Origin of the sequence: Mesorhizobium sp. WSM3879, assembly GCF_002294915.1 — a bacterium.
In the GTDB taxonomy this organism is placed as follows: domain Bacteria; phylum Pseudomonadota; class Alphaproteobacteria; order Rhizobiales; family Rhizobiaceae; genus Mesorhizobium.
Genome location: NZ_NSFZ01000011.1, coordinates 131,533 through 147,575 on the forward strand (window position 1 = coordinate 131,533; position 16,043 = coordinate 147,575).

Genomic DNA, 16,043 nt, shown 5'->3' on the forward strand with positions numbered 1-16,043 from the left:
AGACGTCGCGAAGGACAGCGCTGGATGTAGCGCTCAAACCGGCTCCTGCCGCGAAAGCAGGCGCTTGAGCATAGGCTCGATGCGGGCAAGCTCGTCGAGATGGGCGGCCGACAATTCGGCGAGACGGTCGTCGGCGAGCGGGGTGAGTTGCAGCAGGACGCGGCGGTGGTCGGCCTTGTCTTGATCCCGCGCGACCAATCCGGCCTCGCTCAGCCGATTCACCAGTTCGACGGCGCTGTGGTGGCGGATGCGCAACCGCTCCGCCAAATCGCCCACTGCCACCGGCCCGCCGCCGGGATAGCCCTTGATCGCCAGCAGCGCCTGGTGCTGGCGCGGGGTCAAGCCCGCCTCATTCGCCTGCAACTGGCTGAATTCGAGGAAGCGGCGGATCAGGTAGCGGAACTCCGAAAGCCGCTGATAGTCGGCCTGGCTGATGGGGGGACGTGGTTTCTTCGGATGCGTCATGCCACGACTTATCGCCCTTTCCGGCCAAAGCTCAACTCTTATGAAAGCCTGGCGCATCCATGACCAAATGACGCGGAGCAACCACCAAAAACGGCCTTGTAGAATTATATCGTGTTACGATATGTAGCCGGCCGACAACCGGACGGTACCGCGCCGCCAGAAAGCTCAGGCTCCCCAATGAAATCCGCTCATGCCGGAAACGGCCATCTCCGCGACTTCACCACCGATCCGCGGGTGCTCATCATCGCCGCCATCGCAGTCGTTGTGGCGACCGCCGGGCTGTTTGCCGGCATCGCGCTGTTGAAGCTGATAAGGCTCGCCACCAACATCGCCTATTTCGGCCAGTTCACACTGGCCGAGCTCAGGCTCGAGGACACGCCGCTCGGCTATGCCGCCGTGCTGGTTCCAGTGATCGGCGCGCTGGTCATCGGGCTGATGGCGCGCTTCGGCAGCGAAAAGATCCGCGGCCACGGCATTCCGGAAGCCATCGAAGCAATCCTGCTCGGCCGCTCGCGGCTCGACGCAAAAGTGGCGGTATTGAAGCCATTGTCGTCGGCGATCTCGATCGGCTCCGGCGGACCGTTCGGCGCCGAGGGGCCGATCATCATGACCGGCGGGGCGATCGGCTCGCTGATCGCGCAGATGCTGCCGGTCAGCGACAATGAACGCAAGACGTTGCTGGTTGCGGGCGCGGCGGCCGGCATGACGACCGTGTTCGGCACGCCGATCGCGGCAATCATGCTTGCCGTCGAGCTGCTGCTGTTCGAATGGACGCCGCGCAGCTTCATCCCGGTCGCCGTCGCCGCCATCATCGCCGAGGTCGAACGCACCTTGCTGCACCTGCCCGGACCGATCTTCCCGTTCTCGGGCAGCATGGAAGCGTCGATCGCCGGATTGGGTGGCTGGGTGCTGGTCGGGATTGCCGCCGGCCTGCTCTCCGGCTTGCTGACGCAAATGGTCTATGCCTGCGAGGACGCCTTCCAGAAGCTGCCGATACACTGGATGTGGTGGCCGATGATCGGTGGCCTGGTGGTCGGTATCGGTGGACTGATCGAGCCGCAGGCGCTCGGTGTCGGCTACGACAACATCGCCAACATGTTGGATGGCCATGTGCTGGCGGCGGCAGCGCTGACGCTTTTGGTTGTCAAGGCCATTGTCTGGTCGGTGGCGCTGGGTTCGGGAACGTCGGGCGGCGTGCTGGCGCCGCTCTTGATCATGGGCGGTGCGATGGGCGCGGTGCTTGCCGGTATCCTGCCCGAGGCGACGCCCGGCTTCTGGCCGCTGCTGGCGATGGCCGCGACCATGGGCGGCACCATGCGCGCGCCGCTGACCGCGACCTTCTTCGCGGTCGAACTCACCGGCAACACCCACATGCTGGTGCCGCTGATCGCAGCCTGCGCCACCGCCCATGCCGTCACCGTGCTGTTGATGAAGCGATCGATCCTGACCGAAAAGGTGGCGCGGCGCGGACACCACCTCGTTCGCGAATATCGCGTCGATCCCTTCGCGCTGACCAGGGTGCGCGAGGTGATGACAACCAAGGTCGAAAGCGTGCCGGCGACGATGACGCTGCACGGCGCGGCGGCATTCCTGACCGCGCCGGACACGCGCCATCCGAGCTTTCCTGTGATCGACGAGAAAGGCCATGTGCTCGGCCTCATCGATCCGCCGGCGATCCTGCGTTGGCGCCGCGCCGGCAAGCACCGCAAGACGACGCTCGGCGAACTTTTGGCCGGCAGCAAGGTCACGCTCGCCTATCCCGACGAATATCTGGAAGGACTGTCAGACAAGCTGCTCCTGGCCAACGTCTCGCATCTGCCGGTCGTTTCGCGCGAGGATGCACGGATGGTCGGCTATATCGGCTGGAAGGACCTGATGCGGGTGCGGTCGAAAAAGCAGGCCGAGGAACGCGACCGTTCGGCCCTGCTCAGCTTCGGCGCCAAGCGCAAGGCGCAGGAAAGCCTCGGCGATCCGGTCTGAGGCCGGTCAAGATGCCCTGCCGCCGCGCTTTGCCCAGGCGAGCACGTAGAGTCTGAGCGCGGAGGAGAGGTTGGCGTCACGGGTCCGCGTTTCGTCGATCTCGGCAACGAGGGCCGCGAGCGACAGCGAGCGCTGCGTCGCGATCGCCACCAAATCGTCGTAGAAGGGTTGCTCCAGGGAAAAACTGGTGCGGTGGCCGCGGATCGTCACCGAGCGTTTTTCGACAGCGGCCATCCGGGCGCTCAGCGCCGGTCCGGATCGCCGGGCTTTTCGCGGCGATGGCCGTCCATGAATTTTTCCGTCATGTCGGACGTCAGCCGGTCACGCTGGCGCTCGGCTTTGGAACGGCCGTGCAATGCCCGGTTTTTCCCGGCCAGGCGTTCCTTCTCGATGCGCGCTTTCTGCTTGCGGGCCTGGCGGAGATTGACGACCTCGCCCATTTCCCCGGCTCACTTTTTGCGAAAGGCGTCGAGCGAAACCACTTCGGCACCCTTGCCGCCGGTATCGGCGGCAGCCGGCTTCTTCTCGGCCTCGGTGGCCTTTTTCTTCGATTCCGGTTTCTTTTCGGTCACGACCGCGATCGGTAGCTCCGGGGCCGGCGCGGCGTCGTCGTCTTCCGCGGCATTGTCCGCCTTGACGTCGAATTCGAGTTCGAAATTCACCGATGGGTCATAGAAACCGCGCACGGCGGAGAAGGGGATTTCGAGCTTTTCGGGCACGTCGGAAAAGGAGAGTCCCACCTCGAAACCGGTGTCGGTCACCTTCAGGTCCCAGTACTGGAACTGGATGACGATGGTCATCTGCTCCGGATAACGCTCGCGCAGCCGCGAGGAGATGCGCACGCCCGGCGCACCGGTCAGGAAGGTGATGAAGAAATGATGGTTGCCCGGAAGGCCCGTGCGCGCGACTTCGGCCAGGACCTTGCGCATGACGCCGCGCAATGCCTCCTGGGCCAGAATGTCGTAGCGGATGTGGTCGTCGGCCATGTGACGGTCGGGTTCCGTTGAATCGTCCGCATAGCTGTAATCAAGCTTGGGCGCGGCGTAAACCGCATATAGGCGCCGAAAGCTAAGGCAAAGAGGGCTGGCGGCGATTTGATCGCTCAGGCGTGGGCGAGGGCGGCCTGCCGGGCGGCTGCCGCTTTCTTCCTGCCGAAGGCGGCCAGGAAGGTGCGCACGCCATTGGTCGCTGAGCGCAACACCTCTTCCTCCGTCGGTATGCCGCCGAGCATGAAGGTTGTCTGCAACTCGGCGTTGACGAGTGCGAGGAACTGCCGCGCCGCCACGTCCGGATCGTCGATCGAGAGGTGCCCGGCATAGGCCAGCCGCGCGAAGCGGGCGGCAAGCGCCGACCAGGTGCGGCCCGGCCCCTGTTCGCGCCACTCGGCAAAAAGCTCGGGATAGCGCTCGCCCTCGGCCTGGATCAGCTTGCGCAGGAAGCGGCCGTCGCGGTTGCAGATACAGTTGCGGTTCATGCGCACCGCGAAGGCGACAAGATCGGCTTCGAGATCGGCGGGCTGGTCGGGAAAGGTGGCAATGGTGGCGAAGATGCCGGCATTGCAGCGCTCCGTCAGGTCGCGCACAATGGCCATGAACAGCTTTTCCTTATCGCCATGGTGATTGTAGACGGTCTGGCGCGAAACGCCGGCCTCGGCCGCGATCAGGTCGATATTGGCGCCGGCATAGCCTTCGCGGCAGAAGACCGAAGCGGCAGCATCAACCACCGATATGCGCTTGGCCTCGTGGCTGCGTGGCGGGAAAGTGTCAGGAGAAACGCCGACCTTCATAAAAAACTATATAGCGATGATTGACGAATTGGACAAGCCTGTCTAAATTTGTAGACACAATAAAGCGAAGCCCGCTCCCGGGAACGACAGAATCGCGCTTTGAAGCGGCGATGATTTCACATCCCGGATGTCGGGGTTCCACGGGATGGAACGTCCTCGGGTAGACGCCGTACCACGGCGGCAACCAGATCCGAAAGAAGCCCTTATCATGAGTCCCAAATTCCTCCGCATCGCGGTCGTGCTCGGCTTGTTGTCCGCAATCGGCCCGTTCGCCATCGATATGTATCTTCCCGCGCTGCCTTCGATCGGTGCGGATTTGAAGGCTGGCACCGCCGCCGTGCAGATGAGCCTTTTGATCTTCTTCCTGTCGATGGGTTTCGGCCAGATCGTCGTCGGACCGATCTCGGACATGGTCGGGCGCAAGCTGCCGCTTTACGTCGGACTCGCGCTGTTCATGGTTGGCGGCGTCGGCTCGGCTATGGCGCCCAATATCGAGTGGTTGATCGCCTTCCGCTTCCTGCAGGGGCTCGGCGCCAGCGCCGGCATGGCAGTGCCGCGCGCCATCGTGCGCGACCTCCACACCGGCAACGAGGCCGCCAAGCTGATGTCGTTGCTGATGCTGGTGTTCTCGGTGTCGCCTATCCTCGCGCCGCTCACGGGCAGCCAGATCATCGAGAGCTTCGGCTGGCGTGCCGTGTTCTGGACTGTGACGGGCGCCGCCGCTTTAGCCACCATCCTGCTCGCGACCTCGCTGAAAGAGACGCGTTCGGCGGAGGAGCGCGCCAACTCGTCCTTCGGCACGGCACTTGCCGGTTACCGCTACCTGATGAGCGACCGCAACTTCCTTGGCCTGACGGCGATCGCCGGCTTCGGCATTGCGAGCTTCTTCGTCTATCTGTCGAGTTCGTCCTTCATCCTGATCGACCACTACGGCCTGTCGCCGTCGGTCTACAGCGTGTTCTTCTCGATCAACGCGGTCGCCTTCATCGGCATGTCGCAACTGACCGGGATGCTGGCGGATCGCTTCGGCTTGAAGCGGGTCGTGTGGGTCGCGGTGACCGGCTATGCCACGGTGATGGTGGCGCTGTTCGCGATAATGGCATCCGGTGTCGACCGGCTCGACGTGATGGCGGCGCTGCTCTTTGTCGGCTACGGCTTCCTTGGCCTGGTCATTCCGACCACCTCCGTGCTGGCGATGGAAGAGCATGGCGAGATCGCCGGCACGGCATCGGCGCTGATGGGCACGCTGCACTTCGCCATCGGCGCGCTGGCCATGGGCGTGGCGGGCCTCTTCTTCGACGGCACGCCGCTGCCGATGGTGGCCGGCATCACGCTCTGCGCGGTGATTTCCTTCATGCTGGCCAAGCTGACGCTCGGCCGTGCGCGCGAAGCGGTCGAGGCGCCTGCCGAGTAAGACGCGGATAGAAATTGGAAGAGGCCGGGATTGCCCGAGGCCGGGATTGCCCGGCCTTTTTCAGCCTAGGCAGGACCGCAGCATGCGCGCCAAGCATGCTTGGCCGTTCACTTGACTTGGAAAGAAGGCGAGGGGGAAGGTGGAGGTTTCTGTTGCCAGGTACCTCCGAACCCCGCCTAGAAGTGCGAACCTCTAGGGCTTGATTTGAAGCGTTCGCACTGCATTAAGCAGCGAGACGAGCTTCCGCATAGTTGTCGTTGGCAACTATAAGTTTAGCCCGATGACGGTGGTACAATGCCGGGCAAAAGTACGATCTTTACACCTTCGTCGATCCTATTTCGCCCCCAGCAAAAGCCGCTCCCTTTGGAAGAGCGGTTTTTGGTGGAGGCGCCGGGTACCGCCCCCGGGTCCGAACGGCTTATTTCATCGCCTGTTTATCGCCATAGTCGGTCAAGCCGACCAAGCGAATATAGGGAGCGGTTACGGAAAATGAAAGGGCCAAGTCGAGGCTTGTCCCCTGCGCCAAACCCGACAGCCGAGGGTTGACTTGCGCGTCTACTCAATCGAAGCTCCCCCGGCGATGAGGAATATCTGACCTAGCGCACAAGTTGCGCGGCGCGCCACAAGCCTCATCGATCGGATCCGTGGCGCCGACGAGGGGAAGTTTCATGGCCGACTATCTTGCGGATGTGAAGAAATACGATGCCGGCGCCAGCGCCGATGCGGTCGAGAAGATCGTCAAGCATCTTGGCATCGCGCTCAGGAACCGCGATTCCTCCCTGGTCTCCTGCGCGGACCCGAAGGAGCTCGAGCGGGTCCGGGACAACTGGGTGACCAAGAAGCTTGGGATTGCCGAAGCCAAGAAGGCCGACGCCTCGATCGAGAAGGCGTGCAAGGCGATGGCCGCCGACAACACCAAGAGCCGCGTGACCTTCTATTATCTGGTGGCGAAGGACCTGGGCAAACTGGGTTCTCTGTGAGGCAAGGCCACCGGCAGCCGGCATGGCAACGTGCCGGCGCCGTGGATTTTTCGGCGCCGGATCGACATCTCTAGGCTTTGGGTATTCGACCGACACCCAGTCGGCTATGATCGCTTGTCATCCGAATCGAGGCCGAGCCGATGCGCCAATATCTCGACCTGTTGAAGCATGTGCTGGAGAACGGCTCCGATCGCGGCGACCGCACCGGTACCGGCACGCGCTCGGTGTTCGGCTACCAGATGCGCTTCGACCTTTCGCGCGGCTTCCCGGTCACCACCACCAAGAAGCTGCATCTGAAGTCGATCATCCACGAGTTGCTGTGGTTCCTGGCCGGCGACACCAACATCAAATATCTCAACGACAACGGCGTCACCATCTGGGACGAATGGGCTGACGAGAATGGCGATCTCGGCCCTGTCTACGGCAAGCAGTGGCGCTCATGGCCGGATGGGCACGGCGGCGAGATCGACCAGATCGCCGCCCTTCTCAAGGAGATACGCAAGAATCCCAATTCGCGCCGGCTGATCGTCTCAGCCTGGAATCCGGCCCAAGTGGAGGCGATGGCGCTGCCGCCCTGCCATTGCCTGTTCCAGTTCTACGTTTCGGAAGGCCGGCTCTCCTGCCAGCTGTATCAGCGCTCGGCCGACGTTTTCCTGGGCGTGCCGTTCAACATCGCATCCTACGCCCTCCTGACTCTGATGGTGGCGCAGGTCACCGGCTTGAAGCCTGGCGATTTCGTCCATACGCTCGGCGACGCGCATCTTTACTCGAACCATTTCGAGCAGGCGCGCGAGCAGATGCGGCGTACGCCGAAGCCGCTGCCGACAATGTGGATCAACCCGGATGTGAAGGATCTTTTTGCCTTCCGCTTCGAGGATTTCCGCCTCGAGAACTATTTTGCGGACGCCAATATCAAGGCGCCGATCGCGGTATAAGGCCCGGAGCGCCGCCAGCGCTCAAGCCGTCAGTCAATCCCGACCATGACGTCGGAGGCCTTGATCACCTATAGGTCTGCTTGCCCAGTCGCAGATCGGCAGCCGCTTCGTTGGTGATCGAAGCCGTGTCGAGGGCGCCGCCGCCGATAGCTATCCGGACATGCGAGGTGGTCGCTCCCTCGACGATTTCCGTGACCTTGCCTTTCAGGATATTGCCGGCGCTGATCTTAATCTGCGCCTCGCTGTATCGAACGGAGTTCACCGTGGGCTGGTGGGATCCTGACGTACAACGGCGCGGAGCCTAAAAATCCTTTTCTTGTTATGTTCATCCGGATATATCGAATCAGGGCTCGAACCGAACGGATTTTCAGAAGAGGGCGAGGTTTCATGACGGGCAAGGGTTTTGGATTGAAGGCGATGGCCATTGGCGGACTGACGGCAGCGTTGATGGCGGCTGTGCCGGCAGCCCACGCCGACGACAAGGTGATCGTGTTCGCCGCGGCCAGCCTCAAGGACGCGCTCGATGCGGTCAACAAGGCCTGCGAGCCCGAGGTCGGCGAAGCGGCCACGATTTCCTATGCGGCAAGCTCGGCGCTGGCCAAGCAGATCGAGGGCGGCGCGCCAGCCGATGTCTTCGTCTCGGCCGACCTCGACTGGATGAAGTATCTGTCTGACAAGAAGCTGACCAGGCCCGACACCGAGGTGAAGCTGCTCGGCAACCAGATCGTGCTCGTGGCGCCGCAAGATTCCAAGGTCGAGGCGAAGGTCGAGAAGGGCTTCGACCTCGCCGGGCTCATCCGCGACGGTCGGCTCGCCATGGGGGATTTCAAGGCGGTGCCCGCCGGCAAATACGGCAAGGCGGCGCTGGAATGGCTGGGCGTCTGGTCCTCCGTCGAAGGCAAGGTCGCGCAGGCCGAGAATGTCCGCGCCGCGCTCAAGCTGGTGTCGACGGGCGAGGCCGCGCTCGGCATCGTCTACGCCACCGACGCCCATGCCGAAAAGGGCGTCAAGGTCGTCGGCACCTTCCCCGAGGATTCGCACCCGCCGATCATCTACCCGATTGCCCAGACCGCGGATTCGAAGGACAAGGATACGGCTGCCTTCCTGAAATGCGTCGAGTCAGCCAAGGCCGCCGCGCTCTTCAAGGAACAGGGTTTTACGGTGCTCGCGCCGAGCAACTGAGAAAGACCTAACACCGCAAATGAACTGGCTGCTGGACCTCACTCCCGACGAATGGAATGCGGTCCGGCTGTCGATCAAGGTGGCGACTGTGGCTATGATCGCCAGCCTGCCGCCCGGCATCCTGATCGCGCTCGTCCTGGCCCGGGGGCGGTTCTGGGGCAAGACCTTGCTCAACGGGCTGGTGCATTTGCCGTTGATCCTGCCGCCGGTGGTGACCGGTTATCTGCTGCTGCTCACCTTCGGCCGGCGCGGGCCCGCCGGCGCCTTCCTCGCCGAGCATTTCGGCATCGTTTTTTCCTTCCGCTGGACGGGGGCAGCACTTGCCTGCGGGGTGATGGGGTTTCCGCTGATGGTGCGGGCGATCCGGCTGTCGATCGAGGCGGTCGACCGCAAGATGGAGGCGGCCGCCGGCACGCTCGGCGCCAACCCGATCTGGGTGTTTGCCACAATCACGCTGCCGCTGATCCTGCCCGGCCTGATCGCCGGCGCGATGCTGTCCTTCGCCAAGGCGATGGGCGAGTTCGGCGCGACCATTACTTTCGTCTCCAACATCCCCAACGAGACGCAGACGCTGCCCTCGGCAATCTACACTTTCACGCAGGTGCCGGGCGGCGATCCCGGAGCGCTGCGCCTGACGCTGATTTCGATCGTCATCTCGATGGTGGCGCTGGTGGCCTCCGAGGTTCTGGCGCGCCGGATCGGCCAGCGGATGGACATCGAATGACGCTCTCGGTGGACGTCAGTCATCGTCTCGGCGATTTCGCCATCGAGGCGAGTTTCGAAAGCGCCGGCCGGCTGACGGCGCTGTTCGGGCCTTCGGGCTCGGGCAAGTCGACGCTGATCAATGTGATCGCCGGGCTGATCCGGCCGCGGAAAGGGCGGATCGCGGTGGACGGGCGCGTGCTGGTCGACACCGCCGCCGGCATCTTCGTGCCGATGCACAGGCGACGGATCGGCATGGTGTTCCAGGATGCGCGGCTCTTCCCGCATTTGAGCGTCGCCGGCAATCTGCGCTATGGCCGCTGGTTCACGCCGGTTGCCGAGCGCTACGCCAGTATGGATGCGGTGGTCGAACTCCTTGGCATCGGTCCCATGCTCGACCGGCGGCCGGCGAAATTGTCGGGTGGTGAAAAGCAGCGCGTGGCGATCGGCCGCGCGCTCCTTGCCAGCCCGAAACTGCTTTTGATGGACGAGCCGCTTGCCTCGCTCGACGAGGCGCGAAAGGCCGAAATCCTGCCCTATATCGAGCGGCTGCGCGATGAGACGAAGATCCCGATCGCCTATGTCAGCCATTCCGTCGCCGAGGTGGCGCGGCTGGCGACCGACGTGGCGGTGCTGTCCCAAGGCAAGATCGCGGCTTTCGGCCCGACCGAGGCGATCATGCAGCGGCTCGACCTCTTGCCGGCGGAGGAGCGCGGCGAGGGCGGCGCGGTGCTCGACACCAGGGTTTTGCGTCACGACGAGGCTTTCGGCATGACTGTGCTCGGCTCGCCGGCCGGCGAGATCCGCGTGCCGCGCGTTTCACGCCCGGCGGGAGCTCTGGTGCGGCTCCGCATCCGCGCCCGCGATGTCATGATCGCGACCGAACAGCCGTCGGGTCTTAGCGCGCTCAACATATTGCCGGGCAAAATCGCCGCGGTCAGGCCGGGCGTCGGGCCTACGGTGGAGATCGCCATCGACTGCAACGGAGCAACGGTGCTGGCGCGCGTCACCGAACAGTCGAAGCAGAGCCTTCGGCTCGCGCTCGGCCGCGAGGTCTTCGCGGTGATCAAGACGGTGAGCTTTGACAGCGCGACGACAGGTGCTGGGCTGCCGGTGGAGGCCGATGGTTGACGAAAGGGCAATATCGCTATGTTGGTTTGGAATAGCGATGTGGCGGCGGAGAGGGTAATCTCGACATGATCGCAGAGGACAAGGGATGCCATCGCTGAGCCTGCGGATAAATCTCGACCCTGACGGACGAATTGGTCCGGGCAAGATCGAATTGTTGGAGCAGATCGCCGCTTTCGGCTCGATTTCGGCCGCGGCGCGCGGCATGGAGATGTCCTACAAGCATGCCTGGGACCTGGTCGAGGACATGAACCGGGTGTTCGGCAAGCCGCTGGTGGCGGCGCAGACCGGCGGCCGAAAAGGCGGCGGCGCGCAATTGACCGCCGTGGGTCTCGCCGTCGTCAGCCGTTTCAGAGCGATCGAGCGCGCGGCGGCTTCAGCGGCGGCCGTCCATATGCAGGCGTTGCAGGCCGAGATCGACGCCGGTTGATTGGGCCTGTAAGGGGCCTATTCCTCCGGCTCCCCGGGCTTGCGGAGCAAATAGGTGTCCATGATCCAGCCCTTTTTGCGCCGGGCTTCCTCTCGGACCTTCTCGATTGCGGCGCCGACATCGCCGAGGCGGCCGGAAAGGATGATCTCGTCCGGCGTGCCGAGATAGGCACCCCACTGGATGAAAACATCCTGGTCGGCCAGCGTGTTGAAGGCGCACTTGCCGTCCAGCATGACAACTGTGCTCCCGGCATTCGCGGGCAGGCCTTCCTCAGTCAGCCGGCGGCCGGTGGTGACCAGGATCGAATCGCCGATGCGGTTGAGCGCGGTCGCGTGGGCGGCGGCAAGCGCCTGGATCGCGGTGATGCCCGGAATGACCTCGAGCTCGAAACCGACATTGCCCCTCAGGCGCACGCGCTCCAGAATGCGCAGCGCGCTGTCGTAGAGCGAGGGGTCGCCCCAGATCAGGAATGCGCCGCAGCCGTCCTCGGCAAGCTCGTTGCCGATCAGCCCTTCATAGATTTCGGCGATCGCCTCGTGCCAGTCGTCGACGGCCACGCGATAGGACGATGTCGGCTCGGCCCGAACCGGGACGTCGAATTCGACGCGGCGCGACTTCGGGTTTGTGACGAAGTGGTCGCAGATCTGCCGACGGACCTCCGCAAGGTCGTTCTTTCTCGCGCCTTTGTCGGGAACGAACAGCACGTCGGCCCGGTTCAGGCCGTTGATGGCCTGTACGGTCATGTGGTCGGGATTGCCGGCGCCGATGCCGATGACGAGAAGCTTGCGCATAGGCGTCCTCCTGCCCGATCGGGCGGCCGGTGTCCAGACGGGGGCAGGCAGGCACGCGGGCGCAAAACTCGGCCGGTCGGCAGAAACGCTGAACGCCTCTAGCTACTTCTCCTGGAATTGCTCTAGATGGAAGCGCATACGCATGATCCCGGTCATGCCGTCGAGAGGGGAGCCATGACACGCACTATCCTGACCGCAGCGCTGGCATTCTCGGTTGCACCGGCCTTCGCCAACGATTCCGTTGCCGCGCTTGGCACCGGCGGGCTGATCCTGTCGCGCAGCGATGCGGTTGCCATGGAAAGCGAAGATCTCTTCATCTCGCCGGAAAAGGTGACCGTCGACTACGTTTTCCGCAACAATACCGACAAGGACGTCAGCGCGATCGTCGCCTTCCCGATGCCGGATATCGAAGGCGACCCGAACGAGATGCCGGCGATCCCGGAAGCGCAGAGCGACAATTTCCTCGGCTTCGAGGTGACGATCGACGGCGTCGACGCCAATCCGCAGCTCGAACAAAAGGCGTTCGCGCTGGGCATCGACATCACCGCGGAACTCAAGGCGCACGACGTGCCGCTCTATCCGTTCGGTGACGCCGCCAAGGCGGCGCTGGCAAAGCTGCCCAAGGACGTCGCCCAGGATTGGGAAGATCGCGGCATCATCGTCGAAGACACCGCCGATAACGGTTCGGGCATGCAAACCGCCTACGCGCCGTTCTGGCAGTTGCGCTCGACCTATTGGTGGCGCTCCACCTTCCCGGCCAACAAGCAAGTCCATGTCTGGCACCGCTACAAGCCGAGCGTCGGCGGCACGTCATCGGTCAGCTTCTATTACGACGGCAAGTTCCAGGGGCAGTACGACACATACAAGACCCGCTACTGCATGGACGGCGCGTTCGAGAACGCTGTGCGCAAGGCAGCGAACGAAAATCCCGACGGCTATCCCAAATATTTCGAGAGCCGCATCGAATATATCCTCACCACCGGTGGCAACTGGGCGTCCGGCAGTGTCGGCAATTTCAAGCTCACCATCGACAAGGGCAGCCCAAAGAATCTGGTCTCCTTCTGCGGCGACAACGTCCGCAAGGTGGGTCCGACGACGTTCGAGATGACGGCCAAGGATTTTTATCCGGAGCACGATATCGGCATCTTGCTGCTCGAGCCGTCGGACAATAGCGGGAACGGCGGCTGATGGACATCGCGATCTACGTCGCCATTGCCGAGAACGGCGTGATCGGACGCGAAGGCGGGCTGCCGTGGCGGCTTTCCAGCGACCTGAAACGCTTCAAGGCCGATACGATGGGCAAGCCGATCATCATGGGCCGCAAGACCTATGAGGGCATCGGCCGGCCGCTGCCCGGCAGGCTCAACATCGTGGTGACGCGAGCCAGAGACTGGCGATCCGAGGGCACCGAAGTCGCCCATTCGCTCGACGAGGCGATCACGCTGGCCAAGGTGCGCGGCCGCTGCATGGCAGGTGCCGGGGAGATCTGCGTCGTCGGCGGCGGCGAGATCTATGCCCAGGCCCTGCCGTTGGCCGATCGTCTCCACGTCACGCATGTGCTGGCCGCGGTCGATGGCGACGCTCATTTTCCGCCGATCGACCCCGCGATCTGGCGGATCGTCCGATCCGAGGATTTTCCGGCGGGCGAAAAGGACAGCCACGCGACACGCTATACCGTTTACGAGCGCAGCGGCGACGGTCACCGACGAGGACAAAGGGTCGCTGACGGCTCAAATCGCAGGCGCGCGTAGCGGATCGCGTTGAAAGCGCGTCACGGCGTCCCTATAGAAGAACGAGGGTACAGCGCCACGCTTCCAACTGGACGCGCAAGAAGGTCGCCGTAAAACCTTGATTTGGCGCATGATTCCTTTCGGAAAACCGATATCGGTTTTCGAGGTCATGCGCTAGGATCGCGCCGCAAGGCCTGAGGGAACCGAAGCGAAAGGACATTCATGCCCTGGAACGACAAGAGCGGTGGCGGCGGCCCATGGGGCGGCGGCGGCAATCAGGGGCCCTGGGGACAGGGACCGAAAGGCCCGAGCGGCCCGCCCGGGTCGCCTCCCGATCTCGAGGACATTATCCGCCGCGGCCAGGACAGGCTGCGGCGCGCTCTTCCGGGAGGCGGCGGCGCCAGCCCGGCCGTCCTCGGGCTGATCGCGCTCGCGCTTGTCGTGCTTTGGGCTTTCAAGGCCATCTATACCGTGCAGCCTGACGAGGTCGCGGTCGAATTGCGCTTCGGCAAGCCGAAGGCCGAGCTCTCGCAGCCAGGCCTGCATTTCCACTGGTGGCCGATCGAAACGGTCGAAACGGCAAAGATTTCCGAGCAGCTCGTCAGCATCGGCGGCGGGGCGAGCAGCGGCTCCGGGCTGATGCTCTCCGGCGACCAGAACATCGTCAATGTGCAGTTCTCGGTCGCCTACCAGGTTTCCGATCCAAGGGCCTATCTGTTCGACGTCTCCGATCCCGACGGCATGCTGACGCAGGTGGCCGAAAGCGCCATGCGCGAGGTCGTCGGCCGGCGCCCCGCGCAGGATATTTTCCGCGACGATCGCCAGGGTATTGCCACATCGGTGCGTGAGATCATCCAAAACACGCTCGACGGTTACAAGACGGGTCTGCAAGTCAACGCAATCTCCATCGAGGACGCCGCCCCGCCGCGCGAGGTCGCCGATGCTTTCGACGAGGTGCAGCGCGCCGAGCAGGACGAGGACAAGTTCGTCGAGCAGGCCAATCAATATTCCAACCAGAAGCTCGGCCAGGCGCGCGGCGAGGCGGCCCAGATCCGCGAAGATGCCGCCGCCTACAAGAACCGGGTCGTGCAGGAAGCCGAAGGTGAGGCGCAGCGCTTCATCTCCGTTTACAACGAATACGCCAAGGCGCCCGACGTGACGCGCAAGCGCCTTTACCTGGAAACAATGGAGAGGATCCTGAAGGACTCGAACAAGGTCGTCGTCGAGCAGGGCAACGGGCAGGGTGTGCTTCCTTATCTGCCGCTGCCGGCACTACAGCCCAAGGCGCCGCCCGCGCCTGCGCTGGGAGGTAACCAGTGATGGCCAACCGTCTTCCCATCATCGCGGTCATCGCGGCCGTCCTTCTGTTTCTGCTCTATTCGTCGGTGTTCGTCGTCAAGGCGGGCGAGCAGGCAATCGTGCTGAGGTTCGGCGAGATCATCGACGTCAAGACCGAGCCGGGCATCTATTTCAAGGCGCCATTCGCCTTCTTCGATGCCGACAGCGTTCAGACGATCGAGAAAAAAGTCATGCGCTTCGACCTCGACAATATCCGCGTTCAGGTCTCCGGCGGCAAGTTCTACGAGGTCGATGCCTTCATCGCCTACCGCATTTCGGATCCGCGCACGTTCCGCGCGGCGGTATCGGGGCAGGTGGAACTCGCCGAAGCCCGGCTGAAGACGCGTCTCGATGCGGCGCTGCGCCGCGTCTATGGTCTGCGCGATTTCGAGGCGGCACTTTCCGAAGAACGCGGCGTCATGATGCGCGAGGTGCGTGACCAACTGCGTCCGGACGCGACGTCGCTCGGCCTCGACATCGAAGATGTGCGCATCCGCCGGACGGATCTGACCGCCGAAGTATCGCAGCAGACCTACGATCGCATGAAAGCCGAACGCTTGGCGGAAGCCGAGCGGCTGAGAGCTCGCGGCAACGAGGCGGCGCAGCGTATCAAAGCCAGGGCCGACCGCGAGGTCGTCGAGATCATCGCCGAGGCGCAGAAGGAATCGGAGATCCTGCGCGGCGAGGGCGAGGCGCAGCGCAGCGCCACCTTTGCTGAAGCCTATAAGCGGGACCCGGGCTTCTTCGATTTCTATCGCTCGATGAATGCTTACGGCACGGCCTTGGACAGCACCGGAACCACCATGGTGCTGTCGCCCGACTCCGAGTTCTTCCGCTTCTTCCGCGATCCGGAAAGCAAGCCCGAGCCCGGACAGCCGGCGGCATCGCAGCCCGCGCCCGCGACGCCGGCAGCCCCGGCCACGCAACCCGGCAGCGCCCAGTAGCGGACGGTGCAGGATTTCCTCGCGGCCATCGGCCTGGTCCTCGTCATCGAGGGCCTGGTCTATGGCGGGTTTCCGGCTCTGGCCAGGAAACTGGCGGCGGAGGTGCTGTCGTTGCCGGAGAATGTGCTGCGGATCGCCGGATTGGCTGCAATCGCCCTCGGCGTCGCGATCGTCTGGCTGGTTCGCGGCTGATGAAATTCCTTGGTGCCGAGGCGATTGACGATTTATCTTCCGCCGA

Annotated in this window: 19 protein-coding genes, 1 other RNA gene and 1 pseudogene; 13 read left to right on the forward strand and 8 right to left on the reverse strand. The window is 63.7% G+C overall.

From position 1 onward, the window contains the following. Window positions 1-33: 33 nt before the first annotated feature. The gene (locus CK218_RS22990; protein WP_095828987.1) at window positions 34-465 is read right to left on the reverse strand and encodes a helix-turn-helix domain-containing protein; all 432 of its coding nucleotides are present in this window, start codon (window positions 463-465) and stop codon (window positions 34-36) included. A gap of 177 nt (window positions 466-642) precedes the next feature. Here CK218_RS22990 and CK218_RS22995 point away from each other — a divergent pair, with 177 nt between their 5' ends. Then, the gene (locus CK218_RS22995) at window positions 643-2,445 is read left to right on the forward strand and encodes a chloride channel protein (protein ID WP_095828988.1); all 1,803 of its coding nucleotides are present in this window, start codon (window positions 643-645) and stop codon (window positions 2,443-2,445) included. 6 nt (window positions 2,446-2,451) lie between these two features. Here CK218_RS22995 and CK218_RS23000 read toward each other — a convergent pair whose 3' ends face one another. The 4 genes from CK218_RS23000 to CK218_RS23015 all read right to left on the reverse strand — a co-directional run bounded on the left by CK218_RS23000 (window position 2,452) and on the right by CK218_RS23015 (window position 4,231). Then, on the reverse strand, window positions 2,452-2,679 hold the full coding sequence (locus tag CK218_RS23000; RefSeq protein ID WP_095828989.1) for a ribbon-helix-helix domain-containing protein: 228 nt from the start codon (window positions 2,677-2,679) through the stop codon (window positions 2,452-2,454). An 8-nt stretch (window positions 2,680-2,687) separates the two neighbouring features. Then, the gene (locus CK218_RS23005) at window positions 2,688-2,885 is read right to left on the reverse strand and encodes a DUF4169 family protein (RefSeq protein ID WP_095828990.1); all 198 of its coding nucleotides are present in this window, start codon (window positions 2,883-2,885) and stop codon (window positions 2,688-2,690) included. Window positions 2,886-2,894: 9 nt separating this feature from the next. Continuing rightward, the gene (locus CK218_RS23010; protein WP_066990875.1) at window positions 2,895-3,431 is read right to left on the reverse strand and encodes an SspB family protein; all 537 of its coding nucleotides are present in this window, start codon (window positions 3,429-3,431) and stop codon (window positions 2,895-2,897) included. 116 nt (window positions 3,432-3,547) lie between these two features. Then, window positions 3,548-4,231: a TetR/AcrR family transcriptional regulator gene (locus CK218_RS23015; protein WP_095783789.1), complete on the reverse strand. Its 684-nt coding sequence runs from the start codon at window positions 4,229-4,231 to the stop codon at window positions 3,548-3,550. A 208-nt stretch (window positions 4,232-4,439) separates the two neighbouring features. On the opposite strand from CK218_RS23015, the gene CK218_RS23020 reads away from it, so the two are divergent. After that, on the forward strand, window positions 4,440-5,645 hold the full coding sequence (locus tag CK218_RS23020; protein WP_095828991.1) for a multidrug effflux MFS transporter: 1,206 nt from the start codon (window positions 4,440-4,442) through the stop codon (window positions 5,643-5,645). 138 nt (window positions 5,646-5,783) lie between these two features. On the opposite strand, the gene ssrA is transcribed toward CK218_RS23020, so the two are convergent. Next, window positions 5,784-6,144: a transfer-messenger RNA gene (gene ssrA / locus CK218_RS23025) on the reverse strand. Between the two features lie 169 nt (window positions 6,145-6,313). Between ssrA and CK218_RS23030 the strand changes: the two genes are divergently transcribed. Further along, the gene (locus tag CK218_RS23030; RefSeq protein WP_095828992.1) at window positions 6,314-6,625 is read left to right on the forward strand and encodes a DUF2853 family protein; all 312 of its coding nucleotides are present in this window, start codon (window positions 6,314-6,316) and stop codon (window positions 6,623-6,625) included. A gap of 140 nt (window positions 6,626-6,765) precedes the next feature. After that, window positions 6,766-7,560, forward strand: coding sequence for a thymidylate synthase (locus CK218_RS23035; RefSeq protein ID WP_095828993.1), 795 nt, complete (start codon window positions 6,766-6,768; stop codon window positions 7,558-7,560). 29 nt (window positions 7,561-7,589) lie between these two features. On the opposite strand, the pseudogene CK218_RS23040 reads toward CK218_RS23035, so the two are convergent. Beyond that, window positions 7,590-7,792, reverse strand: a pseudogene (locus CK218_RS23040) (TOBE domain-containing protein). 155 nt (window positions 7,793-7,947) lie between these two features. Here CK218_RS23040 and modA point away from each other — a divergent pair. From modA to CK218_RS23060, 4 genes are all read left to right on the forward strand, one after another. Next, window positions 7,948-8,742 carry a molybdate ABC transporter substrate-binding protein gene (gene modA / locus CK218_RS23045; protein ID WP_095828994.1) on the forward strand — a complete coding sequence of 265 codons (795 nt, stop codon included), beginning with the start codon at window positions 7,948-7,950 and terminating at the stop codon, window positions 8,740-8,742. 19 nt (window positions 8,743-8,761) lie between these two features. Further along, window positions 8,762-9,466 carry a molybdate ABC transporter permease subunit gene (modB, locus tag CK218_RS23050; protein WP_095828995.1) on the forward strand — a complete coding sequence of 235 codons (705 nt, stop codon included), beginning with the start codon at window positions 8,762-8,764 and terminating at the stop codon, window positions 9,464-9,466. Beyond that, on the forward strand, window positions 9,463-10,575 hold the full coding sequence (gene modC / locus CK218_RS23055; RefSeq protein ID WP_066990894.1) for a molybdenum ABC transporter ATP-binding protein: 1,113 nt from the start codon (window positions 9,463-9,465) through the stop codon (window positions 10,573-10,575). Before modB ends, modC begins: the two co-directional genes overlap by 4 nt. 85 nt (window positions 10,576-10,660) lie before the next feature. After that, the gene (locus CK218_RS23060) at window positions 10,661-11,002 is read left to right on the forward strand and encodes a winged helix-turn-helix domain-containing protein (protein WP_066990897.1); all 342 of its coding nucleotides are present in this window, start codon (window positions 10,661-10,663) and stop codon (window positions 11,000-11,002) included. Between the two features lie 17 nt (window positions 11,003-11,019). Here CK218_RS23060 and cobF read toward each other — a convergent pair whose 3' ends face one another. Continuing rightward, window positions 11,020-11,793 carry a precorrin-6A synthase (deacetylating) gene (cobF, locus tag CK218_RS23065; protein ID WP_095828996.1) on the reverse strand — a complete coding sequence of 258 codons (774 nt, stop codon included), beginning with the start codon at window positions 11,791-11,793 and terminating at the stop codon, window positions 11,020-11,022. A gap of 174 nt (window positions 11,794-11,967) precedes the next feature. Here cobF and CK218_RS23070 point away from each other — a divergent pair, with 174 nt between their 5' ends. From CK218_RS23070 to CK218_RS23090, 5 genes are all read left to right on the forward strand, one after another. Beyond that, window positions 11,968-12,981 (forward strand): DUF4424 domain-containing protein, encoded by a 1,014-nt coding sequence (locus tag CK218_RS23070; RefSeq protein ID WP_095829016.1) that lies wholly within the window; start codon window positions 11,968-11,970, stop codon window positions 12,979-12,981. After that, the gene (locus CK218_RS23075) at window positions 12,981-13,544 is read left to right on the forward strand and encodes a dihydrofolate reductase (RefSeq protein ID WP_095828997.1); all 564 of its coding nucleotides are present in this window, start codon (window positions 12,981-12,983) and stop codon (window positions 13,542-13,544) included. The genes CK218_RS23070 and CK218_RS23075 overlap by 1 nt, the downstream gene beginning before the upstream one ends. Before the next feature lie 201 nt (window positions 13,545-13,745). Beyond that, a complete protein-coding gene (hflK, locus tag CK218_RS23080; protein WP_066990906.1) occupies window positions 13,746-14,843 on the forward strand; it encodes an FtsH protease activity modulator HflK in 1,098 nt (365 codons plus the stop codon). Then, complete coding sequence (locus tag CK218_RS23085; protein ID WP_095779003.1) at window positions 14,843-15,805, forward strand: protease modulator HflC; 963 nt, start codon at window positions 14,843-14,845, stop codon at window positions 15,803-15,805. The genes hflK and CK218_RS23085 overlap by 1 nt, the downstream gene beginning before the upstream one ends. Before the next feature lie 6 nt (window positions 15,806-15,811). Next, window positions 15,812-15,997 (forward strand): DUF2065 family protein, encoded by a 186-nt coding sequence (locus CK218_RS23090; protein WP_095783779.1) that lies wholly within the window; start codon window positions 15,812-15,814, stop codon window positions 15,995-15,997. Window positions 15,998-16,043 lie beyond the last annotated feature (46 nt).

Excerpts from the sequence above, each read along its gene's own strand:
- CK218_RS22990 (WP_095828987.1), bottom strand. The coding sequence starts at position 465 with ATGACGCATCCGAAGAAACCACGTCCCCCCATCAGCCAGGCCGACTAT.
- CK218_RS22995 (WP_095828988.1), top strand. The coding sequence starts at position 643 with ATGAAATCCGCTCATGCCGGAAACGGCCATCTCCGCGACTTCACCACC.
- CK218_RS23000 (WP_095828989.1), bottom strand. The coding sequence starts at position 2,679 with ATGGCCGCTGTCGAAAAACGCTCGGTGACGATCCGCGGCCACCGCACC.
- CK218_RS23005 (WP_095828990.1), bottom strand. The coding sequence starts at position 2,885 with ATGGGCGAGGTCGTCAATCTCCGCCAGGCCCGCAAGCAGAAAGCGCGC.
- CK218_RS23010 (WP_066990875.1), bottom strand. The coding sequence starts at position 3,431 with ATGGCCGACGACCACATCCGCTACGACATTCTGGCCCAGGAGGCATTG.
- CK218_RS23015 (WP_095783789.1), bottom strand. The coding sequence starts at position 4,231 with ATGAAGGTCGGCGTTTCTCCTGACACTTTCCCGCCACGCAGCCACGAG.
- CK218_RS23020 (WP_095828991.1), top strand. The coding sequence starts at position 4,440 with ATGAGTCCCAAATTCCTCCGCATCGCGGTCGTGCTCGGCTTGTTGTCC.
- CK218_RS23030 (WP_095828992.1), top strand. The coding sequence starts at position 6,314 with ATGGCCGACTATCTTGCGGATGTGAAGAAATACGATGCCGGCGCCAGC.
- CK218_RS23035 (WP_095828993.1), top strand. The coding sequence starts at position 6,766 with ATGCGCCAATATCTCGACCTGTTGAAGCATGTGCTGGAGAACGGCTCC.
- modA (WP_095828994.1), top strand. The coding sequence starts at position 7,948 with ATGACGGGCAAGGGTTTTGGATTGAAGGCGATGGCCATTGGCGGACTG.
- modB (WP_095828995.1), top strand. The coding sequence starts at position 8,762 with ATGAACTGGCTGCTGGACCTCACTCCCGACGAATGGAATGCGGTCCGG.
- modC (WP_066990894.1), top strand. The coding sequence starts at position 9,463 with ATGACGCTCTCGGTGGACGTCAGTCATCGTCTCGGCGATTTCGCCATC.
- CK218_RS23060 (WP_066990897.1), top strand. The coding sequence starts at position 10,661 with ATGCCATCGCTGAGCCTGCGGATAAATCTCGACCCTGACGGACGAATT.
- cobF (WP_095828996.1), bottom strand. The coding sequence starts at position 11,793 with ATGCGCAAGCTTCTCGTCATCGGCATCGGCGCCGGCAATCCCGACCAC.
- CK218_RS23070 (WP_095829016.1), top strand. The coding sequence starts at position 11,968 with ATGACACGCACTATCCTGACCGCAGCGCTGGCATTCTCGGTTGCACCG.
- CK218_RS23075 (WP_095828997.1), top strand. The coding sequence starts at position 12,981 with ATGGACATCGCGATCTACGTCGCCATTGCCGAGAACGGCGTGATCGGA.
- hflK (WP_066990906.1), top strand. The coding sequence starts at position 13,746 with ATGCCCTGGAACGACAAGAGCGGTGGCGGCGGCCCATGGGGCGGCGGC.
- CK218_RS23085 (WP_095779003.1), top strand. The coding sequence starts at position 14,843 with ATGGCCAACCGTCTTCCCATCATCGCGGTCATCGCGGCCGTCCTTCTG.